This is a genomic window from Altererythrobacter sp. B11 (genome assembly GCF_003569745.1).
Classification (GTDB): domain Bacteria; phylum Pseudomonadota; class Alphaproteobacteria; order Sphingomonadales; family Sphingomonadaceae; genus Croceibacterium_C.
The window spans coordinates 2912046-2926635 of sequence record NZ_AP018498.1; the positions used below are offsets into that span (position 1 = coordinate 2912046).

The 14590-nt window shown below is 66.4% G+C and carries 16 protein-coding genes and 1 tRNA gene; 3 read left to right on the plus strand and 14 right to left on the minus strand.

The window, feature by feature from the left end; translation table 11 throughout:
• Positions 1-11: 11 nt before the first annotated feature.
• The gene (locus tag AEB_RS13790; protein WP_119083660.1) at positions 12-650 is read left to right on the plus strand and encodes an inner membrane-spanning protein YciB; all 639 of its coding nucleotides are present in this window, start codon (positions 12-14) and stop codon (positions 648-650) included.
• A 71-nt stretch (positions 651-721) separates the two neighbouring features.
• Here AEB_RS13790 and AEB_RS13795 read toward each other — a convergent pair whose 3' ends face one another.
• From AEB_RS13795 to AEB_RS13840, 10 genes are all read right to left on the minus strand, one after another.
• Positions 722-2617 (minus strand): potassium transporter Kup, encoded by a 1896-nt coding sequence (locus AEB_RS13795; RefSeq protein WP_119083661.1) that lies wholly within the window; start codon positions 2615-2617, stop codon positions 722-724.
• Between the two features lie 93 nt (positions 2618-2710).
• Positions 2711-3364, minus strand: a complete 654-nt coding sequence (locus AEB_RS13800; protein ID WP_119083662.1) for a tetratricopeptide repeat protein — start codon at positions 3362-3364, stop codon at positions 2711-2713.
• The gene (locus AEB_RS13805; protein ID WP_119083663.1) at positions 3361-3768 is read right to left on the minus strand and encodes a cytochrome c-type biogenesis protein; all 408 of its coding nucleotides are present in this window, start codon (positions 3766-3768) and stop codon (positions 3361-3363) included. Before AEB_RS13805 ends, AEB_RS13800 begins: the two co-directional genes overlap by 4 nt.
• Entirely contained in the window at positions 3768-4304 is a 537-nt protein-coding gene (locus AEB_RS13810) for a DsbE family thiol:disulfide interchange protein (protein ID WP_119083664.1), read from the minus strand. The genes AEB_RS13805 and AEB_RS13810 overlap by 1 nt, the downstream gene beginning before the upstream one ends.
• The gene (locus AEB_RS13815; RefSeq protein WP_119083665.1) at positions 4301-6253 is read right to left on the minus strand and encodes a heme lyase CcmF/NrfE family subunit; all 1953 of its coding nucleotides are present in this window, start codon (positions 6251-6253) and stop codon (positions 4301-4303) included. The genes AEB_RS13810 and AEB_RS13815 overlap by 4 nt, the downstream gene beginning before the upstream one ends.
• A complete protein-coding gene (gene ccmE, locus AEB_RS13820; RefSeq protein WP_119083666.1) occupies positions 6250-6711 on the minus strand; it encodes a cytochrome c maturation protein CcmE in 462 nt (153 codons plus the stop codon). The genes AEB_RS13815 and ccmE overlap by 4 nt, the downstream gene beginning before the upstream one ends.
• Positions 6712-6733: 22 nt before the next feature.
• Positions 6734-6874, minus strand: a complete 141-nt coding sequence (ccmD, locus tag AEB_RS13825; protein ID WP_119083667.1) for a heme exporter protein CcmD — start codon at positions 6872-6874, stop codon at positions 6734-6736.
• The gene (gene ccmC, locus AEB_RS13830) at positions 6874-7596 is read right to left on the minus strand and encodes a heme ABC transporter permease CcmC (protein ID WP_119083668.1); all 723 of its coding nucleotides are present in this window, start codon (positions 7594-7596) and stop codon (positions 6874-6876) included. Before ccmC ends, ccmD begins: the two co-directional genes overlap by 1 nt.
• Before the next feature lie 97 nt (positions 7597-7693).
• A complete protein-coding gene (locus tag AEB_RS13835; protein ID WP_119083669.1) occupies positions 7694-8758 on the minus strand; it encodes a Glu/Leu/Phe/Val family dehydrogenase in 1065 nt (354 codons plus the stop codon).
• Between the two features lie 46 nt (positions 8759-8804).
• Positions 8805-8881 (minus strand) — tRNA-His (locus AEB_RS13840).
• A gap of 199 nt (positions 8882-9080) precedes the next feature.
• Here AEB_RS13840 and AEB_RS13845 point away from each other — a divergent pair.
• Positions 9081-9713 (plus strand): prolyl hydroxylase family protein, encoded by a 633-nt coding sequence (locus AEB_RS13845; protein ID WP_119083670.1) that lies wholly within the window; start codon positions 9081-9083, stop codon positions 9711-9713.
• A gap of 1 nt (position 9714) precedes the next feature.
• Positions 9715-10146 carry a GFA family protein gene (locus AEB_RS13850; protein WP_119083671.1) on the plus strand — a complete coding sequence of 144 codons (432 nt, stop codon included), beginning with the start codon at positions 9715-9717 and terminating at the stop codon, positions 10144-10146.
• A 54-nt stretch (positions 10147-10200) separates the two neighbouring features.
• Here the strand turns inward: AEB_RS13850 and rpmE are convergent, their stop codons facing one another.
• From rpmE to bamA, 4 genes are all read right to left on the minus strand, one after another.
• On the minus strand, positions 10201-10428 hold the full coding sequence (gene rpmE, locus AEB_RS13855) for a 50S ribosomal protein L31 (RefSeq protein WP_119083672.1): 228 nt from the start codon (positions 10426-10428) through the stop codon (positions 10201-10203).
• 129 nt (positions 10429-10557) lie between these two features.
• Positions 10558-11016, minus strand: a complete 459-nt coding sequence (gene fabZ / locus AEB_RS13860; protein WP_119083673.1) for a 3-hydroxyacyl-ACP dehydratase FabZ — start codon at positions 11014-11016, stop codon at positions 10558-10560.
• A gap of 19 nt (positions 11017-11035) precedes the next feature.
• Positions 11036-11716, minus strand: coding sequence for an OmpH family outer membrane protein (locus AEB_RS13865; protein ID WP_119083674.1), 681 nt, complete (start codon positions 11714-11716; stop codon positions 11036-11038).
• A complete protein-coding gene (gene bamA, locus AEB_RS13870) occupies positions 11716-14418 on the minus strand; it encodes an outer membrane protein assembly factor BamA (protein WP_119083675.1) in 2703 nt (900 codons plus the stop codon). Before bamA ends, AEB_RS13865 begins: the two co-directional genes overlap by 1 nt.
• Positions 14419-14590: the final 172 nt, after the last annotated feature.

The window sequence follows — 14590 nt, forward strand, 5'->3', positions numbered from 1 at the left end:
ACCAACAACCCATGGCAGAGAACAAGAAGCGCTCCGGCTGGCTCAATGTCGGCATCGACTACGGGCCGCTGATCGCCTTCCTCGCGGTCTATTACGTGAAGGCGCCGGAGGACAAGACGGACAGCGTCGGCGTTGTGCTGGCGGTGGTCCACAGCACCGGCGCCTTCATCGTCGCGGCGCTGGTGGCGCTGGCCCTATCGCGCTGGCTGCTCGGCACGATTTCGCGCATGCTGCTGCTTTCCACCATTCTCATCGTCGGCTTCGGCGGGCTGACGATCCTGCTGCGCGATCCCTTCTACGTGCAGGTCAAGCCCACCGTGCTGTACCTGTTCTTCGGCATCGTGCTGCTGCTGGGCTGGATACGGGGCAAGGCCCTGCTGCAATGGCTGCTGGAAGCCGCCTTCGAAGGGTTGAACGAGCAGGGCTGGCTCAAGCTCTCGCGCAATTGGGGCGTGTTCTTCCTGTTCCTCGCCGCGCTGAACGAAGGCCTGCGCCATTTCCTCAGCTTCGGGGACTGGCTCACCGCCAAGGTGTGGGTGTTCATGCCGCTGAGCTTCCTCTTCACCTTCAGCCAGTTGCCGATGCTGCTACGCCACGGGCTCAGCGCCGGCAGCGAGGAAGAGGTGGTGGAGAACCCGCCAATCGACTGATCGCCCGGCGCTGCGGCGGGAGCGAAGGCCGCCTCCCCCTTGCCCTGGGCTCGCAGCCCGGCTGAGCGGCCTCAGATCTCGACCTGGCTCCCCAGTTCCACCACGCGGTTGGTGGGCAGGCGGAAAAACTCCATCGGCGTTGCCGCGTTGCGCATCATCCAGGCGAAGAGCTTCTCCCGCCATATGGCCATGCCGGGCTTTTCGGCGCTGAGCAGCGTCTGGCGCGAGAGGAAGAAGCTGGTCTGCATCATGTTGAACGGCCCGCCGCACATGGTGGCACCCTTCAGCGCGCTGGGCACGTCGGTTTCTTCCATGAAGCCGTAATGCAGCTTCACGCGATAGAAGCCGTCGCCAATCTCCTTCGCCTCCATCCGCTGTGTCGGATCGACATAGGGAACGCCGGCGACCTGCACCGTCAGCACCACCACGCGTTCATGCAGCACCTTGTTGTGCTTGATGTTGTGGAGCAGCGCCGAAGGCGTTCCGCTGGAGCCGGAGTTCATGAAGATCGCTGTGCCCGGCACCGTCACCGTGCTGTTGCGCGCGGACTTCGCGAAGATGTCCAGCGGCAGGCCGACTTCGGTCATCCGCTCGTGCATCAGGCGGCGCCCCTTGGCCCAGGTGGTCAGCAGGGTGAAGGCGATCCCGCCGATCAGCAGCGGGAACCAGCCGCCATCGGCCACCTTGGTGAAGTTCGCCGCAAAATAGGCGCCGTCCACGATGAAGAACACCAGCACGGCGGGCACGCCCAGCCACCATTTCCACTTCCACACCGCCAGCAGCATCACCGCCAGCAGGCAGGTGTCGATCAGCATCGCCCCCGTCACCGCGATGCCATAGGCGGAGGCGAGATTGGACGAATTGCGGAAGAACAGCACCAGCAGGATCACCGAGAAGCACAGCACCCAGTTGATCAGCGGGATATAGATCTGGCCGTGATGCTCGTCGCTGGTATGCAGGATCGACAGGCGCGGGATGAAGCCCAGCTGGATCGCCTGGTGCGTGACCGAGAAGGAGCCCGAAATCACCGCCTGGCTGGCGATAAAGGTGGCGCCCGTTGCCAGCAGCACCAGCGGCAGGCGCAGGCTTTCCGGGGCGAGGAAGAAGAACGGGTTCTGGATCGCCTCGGCCGCGGCGGCATCGCCCAGGCTGATGATCATCGCGCCCTGCCCGAAATAGTTCAGCAGCAGGCACGGCATCACGAAGCCGAACCATGAAAGCCGCATGGGGCCGCGGCCGAAATGGCCCATGTCCGAATAGAGCGCTTCCGAACCCGTCACCGCCAGCACGACGGAGCCGAGCGCCAGGAAGGCCAGCCACTTGTCCAGCAGGAAGAACTGGATCGCGTACCAGGGGTTGAGCGCGATGAGGATGCCGGGCGCCTGCGCGATATGGATCACGCCCAGCACCGCCAGCACTGCAAAATAGACCAGCATCACCGGCGCAAACAGCGCGCCCACCTTGGTCGTACCGCGCTTCTGGATCAGGAACAGCGCCACCAGCAGCACCAGCGCGATCGGGATGACGAAGGCGCCCATTCGGCGATCGACCACCGTCAGGCCTTCCACGGCCGACAGCACCGACACCGCCGGCGTGATCATGCTGTCGCCATAGAACAGCGCCGTGGCGAACACGCCCAGCATCACCGCGATCCAGCCATAGCTGGATTTCTTGAGGAAGCGCGAGATCAACGCGACCAGCGCCAGCGTGCCGCCCTGCCCGTTGTTGTCCGCGCGCATGAGCAGCGCGACATACTGGATCGAGACGACCAGCGTCATCGACCAGAAGATCAGGCTGACCACGCCCATGATATGGGCATCGTCGATGGCCAGTTTGTGCGGCCCCACGAAGGTTTCGCGGAAGGCGTAGATCGGGCTGGTGCCGATATCGCCGAAGACGATACCGATAGCACCCACCGCCAGCTTCAGCCGGGCGGACACAGGTCGTTCAGCTTGTGCAGCGCTCATCGGCTTTGGCAGCCCCTCTTGCAGCTCTCGCGCAGCGAAGCGCGGCGCTTAGCAGCGGTTCGGGACACTATCAACTTGGCCGGATCCGGCATGTCACTGGCCGCCGGCGCTCTGCGCGGCATTCACCTGCGCAATCAGGGCATCCAATCGGGCGAGCCGTTCTTGCATGACCGCCCGCCCCGCCGCATCGGCAGGCGCGCGGGCCAGAGTCTGCGCCCACATCTGCCGCCCTTCGAGGATGCGGCCATCGCGAATCAACGCGAGGCCGAAGAAATAGCCGGGCCCCAGCCCTTCCCGATCCGCCTGCGAAGCGCGGCGATAGGCGAGCAGCGCCGGTGCGGTGAGCATCCCGTCGGCATGTTCGACCAAGGCGTTGCCCAGCGCCAGCCAGGCTTCCCCATCACGGGGATTGGCCTCCACCGCGCCGCGCAGCAGCGCCGCCGCGGTGTCGTATTGCCCCTGCCGGACCATGGCATCGGCCACGATGATCTGGTCGCTGCGGGAGCGACGATCCTCGTCGATCAGCTCCTTGCGCGCGTCCACCAGCGCCCAGCCATCTTCCGGCGCCCCCTGGCGCGGCTGCTTGGGCGCGCCGGGAAGGCTCGGGCTCGCCTGCAGGGCATAGCCCGCGAGGCCGAAGGCCAGCGCCGCGGCCAGCGTGGTCCAGCCCCGCTTGCCCACGCCGAGGACGAGGCCGCCCAGCAGGAAGGCGCCGAGTGCCAGTGCAATGACGACAAGCCAGGTCATTTCGTGCCTTTCAGACGGCTGCGGATCACCAGCCCCGCCACCACCAGCAGCAGGGCCGGAATGGCGAACAGCGGCCAGGTGGTGGCGCTGATCTCCGGCTTGTAGCTCACATAATCGCCATAGCGATCCATCAGCCAGGCGCGCACCGCCTCCGGATCCTCCCCCGCGGCGATACGGGTGCGGACCTGGTGGCGCATGTCGCCCGCCATGGGCGCGTCGCTGTCGGCGATGGACTGGCTCTGGCACTTGAGGCAGCGCAGCGTTTCCATCAGCGCCTGCGCCTTCGCTTCCAGCGCCGGATCGTCCAGCTGGCGATAGGCATAGGGCGCGGGCGGCAGCGCATCTTGCGCCGCAGCCGGAAGGGCGGCGCACAGCAGCGCCAGCACGGCGAGCAGCAGGCGCATCACGCCCCCGCCTCGCGCAATTTCTGCAGGATCAGCGGCACGTCGTCTTCGCGAATGTCGCCGATATGCTGGTAGCGGATCACGCCCTTGCCATCGACCACGAAGGTCTCCGGCACGCCGCTGGAGCCAAGGGCCAGCTGAACCGCGCTGATGTCATCCGCGCCTATGCGGCTGTAGGGGTTGCCGTAATTGCCGAGGAATGCGGCCAGATCCTCCGGCCGGTCACGGATGGCCACGCCCACGATGGTGGCGCCCTGCGCCTCCAGCTCCGCCAGTTGCGGCGCCTCGGCAGCGCAGGGGATACACCAGCTGGCAAAGATGTTGACCAGCTTCGTCTGCCCGTCTGCCAGATCGGTACTGGCGAGCCCCGGCCGGTCCGCAATCGCGGGCTTCAGCGCGAAGCTGGGCATCGGCTTGCCGATCATTGCGGAATGGACGAAATCATCCTTCGGACGGGAAAGCTGCAGGGCGAAGAGCCCCAGCAGCGCGACCACACCGGCCACCACCGCCCACAGGACCAGCCGCAGGCGGCTCATGCCGCATTCTCCATCGCCACGCGACGCTCGGCGCCCTTGCGCAGCGCCGTACGGCGCTTCACATCGCCCGCCACGCGGCCCACCAGCGCGAGCAGGCCGCCGAGCGCGATCAGCAGACCGCCATACCAGATGTAGGTGACGAACGGCTTCCACCACAGCCGCAGCTGCCAGCGATCGCCCTCGGCCTCCCCGCCCAGCACGGCGTAAAGCTGTCCGTTCCACCGCGTGAGCAAGGCGCTTTCGCTGGTCTGCTGCGGCGGCGTCCAGAAGCTGCGCGCCTGCGGATCCAGTTCGGTCTCGCGGCCGCCCTGATAGCGCACGCCCAGCCGCGCCTCCAGCGCGGTCCAGTTCGGCCCCGCCACCGGCGCCACCGAAGCGAGCGTGACTGTCCAGGGGCCGACCTCCGCCGTGTCGCCCACCCGCGCCGCGACGAGCTTTTCCACCGTGAAGGCGCTATCCGCCGCCATGCCGAACAGCGCCACGGCGACACCGAAATGGGCGATCACCATGCCCCACACGGTCAGCGGCAGGCGGCGCAGCGAACGGCCCCGCAGCGGCAGGAAGCTGCCCACGGCCACGCACAGCGCCAGGGCCATGCCCAGCAGCGGCAGGATCGCGATGCCGGCAAAGACCCACACCGCCAGCGCCGCCAGCACGACAATCGCCGCGAGCAGGATCACCGGCCATTTAACGCGCGCGAAGCTGTCCCGCCGCCAGCGCAGCAGCGGCCCGACGGCCAGCACCAGCAGCATCGGCAGGAAGAAGATGGCGCCCACCGGGTTGAAATAGGGCGGCCCCACCGAAACCTTTGCGCCGAAGGCTTCGGCCAGCAGCGGGTAGAGCGTGCCGAGCAACACGATGCCGAGGATCGCGGAGAGCATGACATTGTTCACCACCAGCGCCCCTTCGCGGCTCAGCACGGCGAAGCGTTCACCCTCCGCCACCGTATTGGCGCGCAGGGCGAACAGCACCATCGCCCCGCCGATATAGATTGCCAGCAGGGCGAGGATGAAGGTGCCCCGCTCCGGGTCCACCGCAAAGGCATGCACGCTGGTGAGGATGCCCGACCGGACGAGGAAGGTGCCGATCATGCTCATCGAGAAGGCGACCACGCCGAGCATGATCGTCCAGGCGCGCAGCGCATCGCGCGCGGCCAGCACGCTCGCCGAATGGAGCAGCGCCGTGGCGGCGAGCCACGGCATCAGCGAGGCATTCTCCACCGGATCCCAGAACCACCAGCCGCCCCAGCCCAGCTCGTAATAAGCCCAATAGCTGCCGGCGGTGATGCCCAGCGTCAGGAAGATCCACGCGCCCAGCACCCAGGGGCGCATCACGCGGGCGAAATCCGGCGTCACCTGCCGCGTCAGCAGCGCGCCCACGGCAAAGCTGAACGCGACCGACAGGCCGACATAGCCAAGATAAAGCGTGGGCGGATGGAAAGCGAGGCCCATGTCCTGCAGCAGCGGATTGAGGCCCTGCCCTTCCGGCGCCGGCGGACTCAGCCGCTCGAACGGATTGGAGGACAGCAGCAGGAAGGCATAGAAGCCCAGCCCCACGAAGGCCTGCGCCGCCAGTGTCGCCAGCATCGTCCGCTCCGGCAGGCGCCGCTCGATCAGCGCGATGAGCCCGCCGGCGAGCGACATCACCGTGACCCACAGCAGCATGGAGCCTTCATGGTTGCCCCAGGCGCCCGCGAGCTTGAAGATGAACGGCTTTTCGGAGTGCGAGTTCTCCGCGACCAGCGCGACCGAAAGATCGGTGCGCACGAACACCAGCAGCAGGCACAGGAAGGCGAGCCCGCAGAGCAGCGCCTGCAGCACGGCCGCGGGGCGCACCAGTTCGGCCAGCGCCGCCCCGCTGTCCCGCTGCGCGAGGAAGCCGGCGAGCAGCTGCAGCGCGGCCAGCGCGGCGGCGAGCCACAGCGAAGCGAGGCCGATCTCCGCGATCACTGGGTGGTTTCCGCCACAGTGGCGCGCGCCTGATCCTTGGTCATGTCCTCGAGCTCGCGCGGCATGTAGTTCTCGTCATGCTTGGCGAGCAGATTGTCCGCCACGAAGGTGCCATCGGGGCGCAGCGATCCTTCGGCCACCACGCCCGAACCTTCCACGAACAGGTCGGGCACGATGCCGGAAAACACCACCGGCACCTGCGCCTTGCCATCGCCCACCAGGAAATGGATCGTCACCCCATCGGGCGCGGTCTGGAGCGAGCCCTGCTGCACCATGCCGCCCAGCCGCACGGCGCGGCCCGCTTCGGGCGGATTCGCGCGCATGTCGCTGGGCACGTAGAAATAGCTCGCCTGGTTGCGCAGCGCCCAGGCGGCCAGCAGCGCGGCGCCGATCAGCGCCACCAGCGCCACGATCAGCAGCACCAGCCGCTGGTGCTTCGGTTTCAACGCGCCGGCCATGCAAACCCCCTGACAGAGCAGATCATTTCCTGCGCGCCTCTTCCCGCCGCCGCTCCGCCCTGCGCATCGCGAGCCAGCTCCAGCCGAGCAGCACCAGCGTGGCGAGGATCGTCACCGCATAGGCCGCCAGCACGAAATTCCATTGATCCAGCCCCTCGCGCATCAGGCTGCCCCCAGCGCCTTGCGGCGGAGCCGCGCCTCTGCCTGCGTATCGGCCAGCAATGCGCGCATCCGCATCAGCACCACGGCGCCGAACAGCAGCGAGAAGCCGAGCGTGGCCACCAGCAGGCCCCACAGGAAGGGCGCGGCCATGGCCGAACCGCCGGTGGTGATGCTGGGCGGCTGGTGCAGGCTGTTCCACCACAGCACGGAGTAATGGATGATCGGGATATTCACCGCGCCCACCAGGCCGAAGATCGCCGTGATGCGGCTCGATCCGCCTTCACGGCTCACCGCCCCGGCAAGCGCGATATAGCCGAGATAAAGAAACAGCAGGACGAGGAAGGAGGTGAGCCGCCCGTCCCACACCCACCATGTGCCCCAGGTGGGACGCGCCCAGATGGATCCGGTGGCGAGGCCCAGCCCCGTGAACACCGCGCCCGGCACTGCCGCACCGCGCGCCGCCAGCGCCGCCAGCGGGTGGCGCCAGACCAGTTCGACCAGGCTGCCGACCGCGATGGCCGACCAGCCGGCCATGCCGAGCCATGCGCTGGGGATATGGACATAGAGAATGCGCACCGTCTCCCCCTGCAGCCGTTCGGCCGGGGCGAAGAACAGGCCATAGACCAGCGCCGCCGTTGTCAGGACGAGACCCGACACGAGCAGAGCCGGCGTAAGCCAGCGGGCGATCCTCAGGAATCGGGCAGGATTGGCGAAACCGTGCATCAATCTCGGGCGTGTCGCTAGAACGCGCCGCTTTGACAGGTGCTGAACCGCCCGGCAAGGGCGGAGTCAACGAACTGCCCGGCTACGCGCCAACCGGTCAGCCGCGGCCGATCAGCCTCTGGGCCATCCGGTCGGCCACGACATCCGGCCGCTCGCCGGTTTCATCGCATTCGCGCCAGATGGCGGAGAGCCGCTCGGGGATCATCCCGATCCGCTCGCGCAGGTCGTCCATCGTATAGGGCTTGCCCTCACGGCGGCCGAGATATTCAAGGCCCACGTCGATGATGCCGGCGGCATTGATGACATAGTCCGGCGCATAAAGGATGCCGCGCTCCGCCAGCATTCGGCCATGTTCGGGCCGCGCCAGTTGGTTGTTGGCGCCGCCCGCCACGATCGCGCAATCCAGCTGCGGGATGCTGCTGTCGTTGAGGATGGCGCCCAGCGCATTGGGGCTGAACACGTCGCAGGCCACTGTCGCCACGGTTTCAGCCGCCACGGCTTCGCCGCCGATCTGGCCCGCCAGCGTCTTTGCCCGCGCGGCATCGACATCGGCCACCGTCATCCGCGCACCTTCCGCCGCCGCCAGCCGGGCGACTCCGCCGCCCACGCTGCCGCATCCCTGCAGCGCGATGCGCACGCCTTCGAGGCTGTCCTGCCCCAATTTGTGGCGCACCGCCGCCTTGATGCCCAGGAAAACGCCCATGGCGGTGAAAGGGCCGGGATCGCCGCCCACGGCACCCTCTTCCACAGGCAGGCCGCAGACATGCTGCGTCTCTGCGGAAATGGCGACCATGTCGGCCACGCTGGCGCCCACATCCTCGGCCGTCACATAACGGCCGCCAAGATCGTTCACCGCCCGGCCGAAAGCCGCCAGCATCTCCGGCGTCTTGGTGCGGTTCTCGTCCAGCAGCACCACCGCCTTGCCGCCGCCCATGGGGAGGCCGGCCATGGCATTCTTGTAGCTCATCCCGCGGCTCAGCCGCAGGGCGTCTCGCATGGCCAGCGCCGGATCGGGATAGTGCCAGAAGCGCGTGCCGCCCGCGCCGGGGCCGAGATGGGTGGAATGCACGGCGATGATCGCGGTGAGGCCGGAGGCGCGATCATGCACCACCTCCACCTGCTCGTGCTCGTCCCAATCCGCTTCGGTCCAGAAAGCCGCCATGCCATGCTCCTAAGGCGTGTCACTGAAGCGGCGCTGGGTGGAAAGGTGGGGCGATTGACGGGGTTTGAACCCGCGACCTCCGGTACCACAAACCGGCGCTCTAACCAACTGAGCTACAATCGCCATCAGCCTAGGCCGCTTGGAGAAGCGGCTGTTAGGGCCCTGCGCCGGCCGGTCAAGCGTCGATCGGCGCGGGGGCGAGCCTGTTGCACAGCATCGCGCCGAAGCAAAGTGAAAACTGCGCCGCGCTTGCGGACGCGCAATAAAATTACGCGGGCACCGCAGACTTGCAGCGGCAATGGCGACGGCTATCAGGCGAGTCATGACGAATCCCGGCGACACTTCCGCCCCGCACCTCACCGCGCGGCCCGGCCTGCGCCGCATTCCCACGCCGCGGCTGGAGCTGTTCGATTCTCCCCATTTCCTGCCGCCTGCGCTCTGCGCCGATCTGATCGCGCTGATCGAGCAGGACCGGCGCCCCTCCACCATCGCCGATCCCAATGGCGACAATTACTTCCGCACCAGCGAAACCTGCAATCTCGATTCGGGCGAGCCGGCGGTGCGCGAGCTGGAGGATCGCCTGTTCGCGCTCAACGGCATCGACCCCGCCTTCGGAGAGCCGGTGCAGGGGCAGCGCTACGCCGTGGGGCAGGAGTTCAAACCGCACACCGATTATTTCGAACCCAATGGGCGCGATTACGCCAAATATTGCTCGGTCGCGGGCAATCGCACCTGGACCTTCATGGTCTATCTGAACGAGGTGGAGGCCGGTGGGGCCACGCGGTTCAAGGTGATCGGCAAGACCTTCCAGCCCGAAGCCGGCAAGCTGCTATGCTGGAACAACCGCCGGCCCGATGGCACCCCCAATCCGGCCACGCTTCACCACGGCATGAAGGTGCGGAAGGGAGCCAAATATGTCATCACCAAATGGTACCGCGAGAAGCCCTGGGGCTGACATGGACGAGGCGGAAACCGCCAAGCCACGCGACTGTGCATGCCATTGCGGCGGGGTTACCTTCACTGCGGCCATGCCCGACCATCCGCGCGGCGGGCGCTGCAACTGCTCGATCTGTTCGATGAAGGGCGCGGTGATGATCGGCGTGCCGCTCAATGCACTGCAGGTGACGGGCGGGGAGGATTTGCTGCGCTGCTATCAGTTCAACACCGGCGTGGCGAAGCACTGGTTCTGTTCGCGCTGCGGTATTCATTGCTTCCACCAGCGCCGTTCGGACCCCGGCCAGTATGGCGTGAACGCAGCCTGCGTGAAGGGTCTCAGCCCCTACAACGATTTTCCCGAATTGCCGGTGAGCGACGGGATGAACCACGCCTCCGACGGGAACCCGCAGCGGCTGGCGGGATGGCTAAGGTTCGAAGAGAACGCCAGATAGCAAAAGGGCGGCCCCGCAGGACCGCCCCCATGGCAAGCACGCGGCTGGCGCGGCTTACTTCTTCTTCAGCGAAAGACCGCCGAAACGCTTGTTGAACTGCGCCACGCGGCCGCCATCCTGCAGACGCTGCGTGCCGCCCGTCCAGGCCGGGTGGCTCGTCGGGTCGATTTCCAGCGACATCGTGTCACCTTCGCTGCCCCAAGTGGAGCGCGTCTGGAACTCGGTGCCGTCGGTCATCTTGACGGTGATCATGTGGTAATCGGGATGCGTATCGGCCTTCATGGCGTGGTCCTTCGTGCGTAAAGCCGGTTCCGACCGGCCGGGCAATATCGGGGAAGCGGCGCCCTTACGGCCGCCGCGCCCGTTTTGCAAGCCCCGCCCCGCCGGTTGCCCGGCGGAACGGCAGGCAGATCAATCGGCGGGGGCGTCCGCGATCATGGCGGTGAAGTTCACCTCGCAGGTGACCTTGCCCTCCACGCTTGCCTTGCCCCAGAACTTGCAGACCCGCGCGCGCTTCTGCACGAAGCCCGCCTGCAGGTCGAGCAGGCAGCCGGGCTCCACCGGGCTGCGGAACTTCGCCTCCTCGATGGCCATGAAATACACGAGCTTGCCGCTGCCGGCGAGTTCGAGCGTTTCCACCGCCAATATACCCGCGGCCTGCGCCAGCGCTTCGATCTGGAGCACGCCGGGCATGATCGGGCGGCCGGGGAAATGGCCCTGGAAGAAGGCTTCGTTGAAGCTCACCGCCTTCACCGCATGAATCTCCTCATCGACCTTGAGGGCTTTCACCCGGTCGACGAGCAGCATGGGGTAGCGGTGCGGCAGCGCCTTCAGCACCTTGGCGATATCGTATTCTGCCGCCTCGCTCATTCCATCGCTCCCGCTGCGATCAGCGGCCGGCGGCCGCCGGCGCGGCCTGCTGCTGCGGCTGGGCCGCCTGCTGCTGCGCCGCCTGCTGCGCCTGCTGCTCACGCACTTCGCGCGGCACCCAGCCTTCCGGCGGCACCAGCTGCGCGGTGGGGAGCAGCTTGTTCAGCTCGTCCAGCACCGGCTGGTTGATGTTATAGGCGTTGTCCGCATAGACGATGTTGTCCGGCGTCAGGATCAGCGTGATCTTCTTCGCCGCAGCGACATTCTTCAGCGCAACCTGCAGCTTCTCGTCGATCTGTTCCTCGACATAGGCCTGGCTGTAGGCGACCGGCTGCAGGATCTGCTGCAGTTCGCGATTGCCCGCTTCCTGGATCTGCTGGATCTGCTGAGCCTGCTGCTGCAGCGCGGCCTGGTTGGCGCCGGCCGCCTGGCTGTCGGTCTGCAGCTTCTGCGCCATCGGCTGCAGCTGCTGTTCGATCTGCGTGCGCCGCGCATTGGCCTGGTCGATCTGCGCCTTGTAGGTCACCGGGCGCTGGGTCTGCGCAGCCTTGTAGGCGGCGGAATTCACCGCCACCGCCGGAAGATTGACGACGCCCACGCCCTGCACCGCCTGTGCGGCAGCCGGCGCAACAAGCGCGGGTGCAGTGAGGGCGGCGATGGCGATTCCGGCCGCGAGAGCCGGCTTGAGGAAATGCTTCATCAGAATTGGGTCCCTACGTTGAAGGAGAATCGTTTCGTGTCATCGCCTTCCTGCTTCAGCAGGGGATAGGCGAAGTTGATGCGGAACGGGCCGAAGGGCGAGTTCCAGTTCACCCCGATGCCTACCGCCACGCGTGGCTTGGGCGTATCACCGAGGAATTGCTCTTCGAAAGGCGGAATGGTGGTCCGCAGGAAAGGCTGGTTCGCCTCGCCGTTCGGCGCAGTGGGATTGGTCACCGCCACCGTGCCCGTCTGCGTTCCGGCATCGTTGAACACCGGTTGCAGATACAGCAGATTGCCATCCTGATCGCGCTGCGGGATCGGCGTGCCGCCGGGGAACGGGCTGCTCGTCAGCGTGGGCCGCTTCACATTGAATACGGCGCCGGCATCGAGGAAGATCGAGGGGCGCAGGCCCAGTTCACGCGCGCCCGAACCCAGCGGAATCTCCAGTTCGGCCTTGGCGAGATACATCGCCTTGCCGCCCAGCGCGTCGTCATAATTGTTGTTCGCGTCATAGGGCTGGAGCACGCCCTCGCTGTCGTAGAAGCGGCGCACCACGCGCGGGCCGACGCCGCGAATATCGAAGCCGCGGATATCCGGCTCGCCCAGGAAGAAGCGGTCCGTCAGCAGCACGTCATCCGTGCCGGCGCCGCGGTCGCGCAGGCCCTTGATGTAGCCGGACTGGCCGGTGACGGAGAAAATCCAGCCCGGGCCGAGCTGCCAGTACTTCGCCGCTTCGGCGGTCAGGCGGACATAGCGCGTGTCGCCTCCCACGCCGGCGAAATCGAGGCCCACAGTCGCCGTTTCGCCGCGCGTCGGACGGAGGCGGCTGTCCAGCGTGCTGTAAACCAGCGACGCCCCCAGGATCGAGCTGGTCCGCTTGCCCACCGCATCGCAAAGATAGCGGCCGGCCAGCAGCGGGCTGCAGGTCAAATCGCCATTGTCATCGACGGTGTAGAACTGGTTCCGATCGACCGAAATGTCGTCGTAATTGAAGGTGTAGCGCGCGAAAGCCGTCAGATATTCGCTGAGCGGCACGCCCACGCGCAGCTGCATGCCGGTGGTCGCCGATTCATAGGTGGCGGAACGGCGGTTGTAATAGCCGTTGTTGTAATCGCGGCGGTAGATATCGATCCCGGCCGAGATGTTCTTGTCGAACAGATAGGGCTCAGTGAAGCTGATCGATCCGGCGCGCGAATAGCTGGAATAGTTGAGCGAGAGGCCCACCGTCTGGCCCCGCCCGCGGAAGTTGCGCTGGCGGATCGAGCCCTGGAAGATGAAGCTTTCCAGGCTGGAGAAGCCCGCCGAGAGCGAAAGTTCGCCGGTCGCCTGTTCCTGCACATTGGCTTCGAGCACGATCCGGTCGGGCGAGCTGCCCTCCACCTGGTCGATCTCGAAATTCTCCTGGAAATAGCCCAGCGAGTTGATGCGCGCGGTGGACCGCTTGACCTGCAGCGAGCTGAAGGCATCGCCTTCCGCGATGCGGAATTCGCGGCGGATCACCTTGTCCTGCGTCAGCGTGTTGCCGTTGACGTTGATCGATTCGACGTACACGCGCGGCGCTTCGCGGATGACGAACTTCACATCCATCGTGCGATCGTCGCGATGCGGGGTGAACTGCGGGTCCACGTCGGCAAACGCATAGCCGAAGGTGCCCGCCGTCTCGTTCAGCTGCTCCACCGTGTCTTCGACCAGCTTGGCATTATACCAGTCGCCGGTCTTCATCGGGAGCGCGCGGGTCATCACATTGCTGTCGAAGTCGCGCAGCTGGCTTTCCACCGAGACATCGGCGAATTTGTAGCGGTCGCCTTCCTCCACCACATAGGTGATGATGAAGTCCTTCTTGTCCGGCGTCAGCTCCGCCACGGCGGACACCACGCGGAAATCGGCATAGCCGTTCTCGAGATAGAAGGCGCGCAGCTGCTGCTGGTCGAAGGCGAGCCGGTCCGGGTCGTAGCTGGTGCCGGAGCTGAAGATCTTCAGCAGCCCCGTTTCCTTCGTCACCATCTCGCCCTTCAATTCCCCGTCGGAGAAATTTTCGTTGCCGATGATGTTGATCTTGCGGACCTTGGACTTGGGGCCTTCGGTGATCTCGAACACCACGTCCACGCGGTTCTGGTCGAGCTTGACCATCTGCGGCTCCACCGTCGCTGCGAAGCGGCCCTGCCGCTTGTAGAGCTCGATGATGCGGGCCACGTCGGCGCGCACCTTGGACCGGGTGAAGATCTGCCGCGGCGCCAGCTGGATTTCCGGAAGGATCTTGTCGTCCTTCAGCCGCTTGTTGCCTTCCAGCACGATGCGGTTAATCACCGGGTTTTCCGTCACCCGGATCACCACATTGCCGCCGTTGTTCTCGATCGAATAAGCGGAGAACAGCTCGGTCGCGGCAATATCCTTCAGCGCCTGGTCGGCGGCGGCCGCAGTGTAAGTGTCGCCCGGCCGCAGGCGAATGTAGCTGACGATGGTTTCAGGCTCGAGCCGCTGGGCGCCCGCCACGGCGATGGTGCGGATCACCTCCCCTTCCGGGGCCGGCGCAGCGGCAGCGGTAGGCGCAGGGCTGGCGGAAGGGGTCGGCGCGGGCGTCTGCCCTTCGGCCGCCGCATCCTGCGCGGCCGCTGCGCAGGGCAGGCCCGCCAGCATCGTGCAGCCCAGCAGGCCCGCCGCGAAATGGGAGACCGGAATCGTCTTGGCCCTACCGCTCATGTACCGTCCATTCCTTCGACACCGCGCATCTGTAGCTTCCCGAACCGTTTTCGGCCCCAGCCCATCGCCGCCCCTGCGATAGAAGGAGCGCCCTTGCCCGATGCGGGACAAGCGATCAAGCTGACATGCCGGAAATGCGCCGCGGGTGTCTTCCTTATCCCCGCCCCGGCCA

Coding starts and splice junctions, on each gene's coding strand:
- AEB_RS13790 (WP_119083660.1), top strand. CDS start 12: ATGGCAGAGAACAAGAAGCGCTCCGGCTGGCTCAATGTCGGCATCGAC.
- AEB_RS13795 (WP_119083661.1), bottom strand. CDS start 2,617: ATGAGCGCTGCACAAGCTGAACGACCTGTGTCCGCCCGGCTGAAGCTG.
- AEB_RS13800 (WP_119083662.1), bottom strand. CDS start 3,364: ATGACCTGGCTTGTCGTCATTGCACTGGCACTCGGCGCCTTCCTGCTG.
- AEB_RS13805 (WP_119083663.1), bottom strand. CDS start 3,768: ATGCGCCTGCTGCTCGCCGTGCTGGCGCTGCTGTGCGCCGCCCTTCCG.
- AEB_RS13810 (WP_119083664.1), bottom strand. CDS start 4,304: ATGAGCCGCCTGCGGCTGGTCCTGTGGGCGGTGGTGGCCGGTGTGGTC.
- ccmE (WP_119083666.1), bottom strand. CDS start 6,711: ATGGCCGGCGCGTTGAAACCGAAGCACCAGCGGCTGGTGCTGCTGATC.
- ccmD (WP_119083667.1), bottom strand. CDS start 6,874: ATGCGCGAGGGGCTGGATCAATGGAATTTCGTGCTGGCGGCCTATGCG.
- ccmC (WP_119083668.1), bottom strand. CDS start 7,596: ATGCACGGTTTCGCCAATCCTGCCCGATTCCTGAGGATCGCCCGCTGG.
- AEB_RS13835 (WP_119083669.1), bottom strand. CDS start 8,758: ATGGCGGCTTTCTGGACCGAAGCGGATTGGGACGAGCACGAGCAGGTG.
- AEB_RS13845 (WP_119083670.1), top strand. CDS start 9,081: ATGACGAATCCCGGCGACACTTCCGCCCCGCACCTCACCGCGCGGCCC.
- AEB_RS13850 (WP_119083671.1), top strand. CDS start 9,715: ATGGACGAGGCGGAAACCGCCAAGCCACGCGACTGTGCATGCCATTGC.
- rpmE (WP_119083672.1), bottom strand. CDS start 10,428: ATGAAGGCCGATACGCATCCCGATTACCACATGATCACCGTCAAGATG.
- fabZ (WP_119083673.1), bottom strand. CDS start 11,016: ATGAGCGAGGCGGCAGAATACGATATCGCCAAGGTGCTGAAGGCGCTG.
- AEB_RS13865 (WP_119083674.1), bottom strand. CDS start 11,716: ATGAAGCATTTCCTCAAGCCGGCTCTCGCGGCCGGAATCGCCATCGCC.
- bamA (WP_119083675.1), bottom strand. CDS start 14,418: ATGAGCGGTAGGGCCAAGACGATTCCGGTCTCCCATTTCGCGGCGGGC.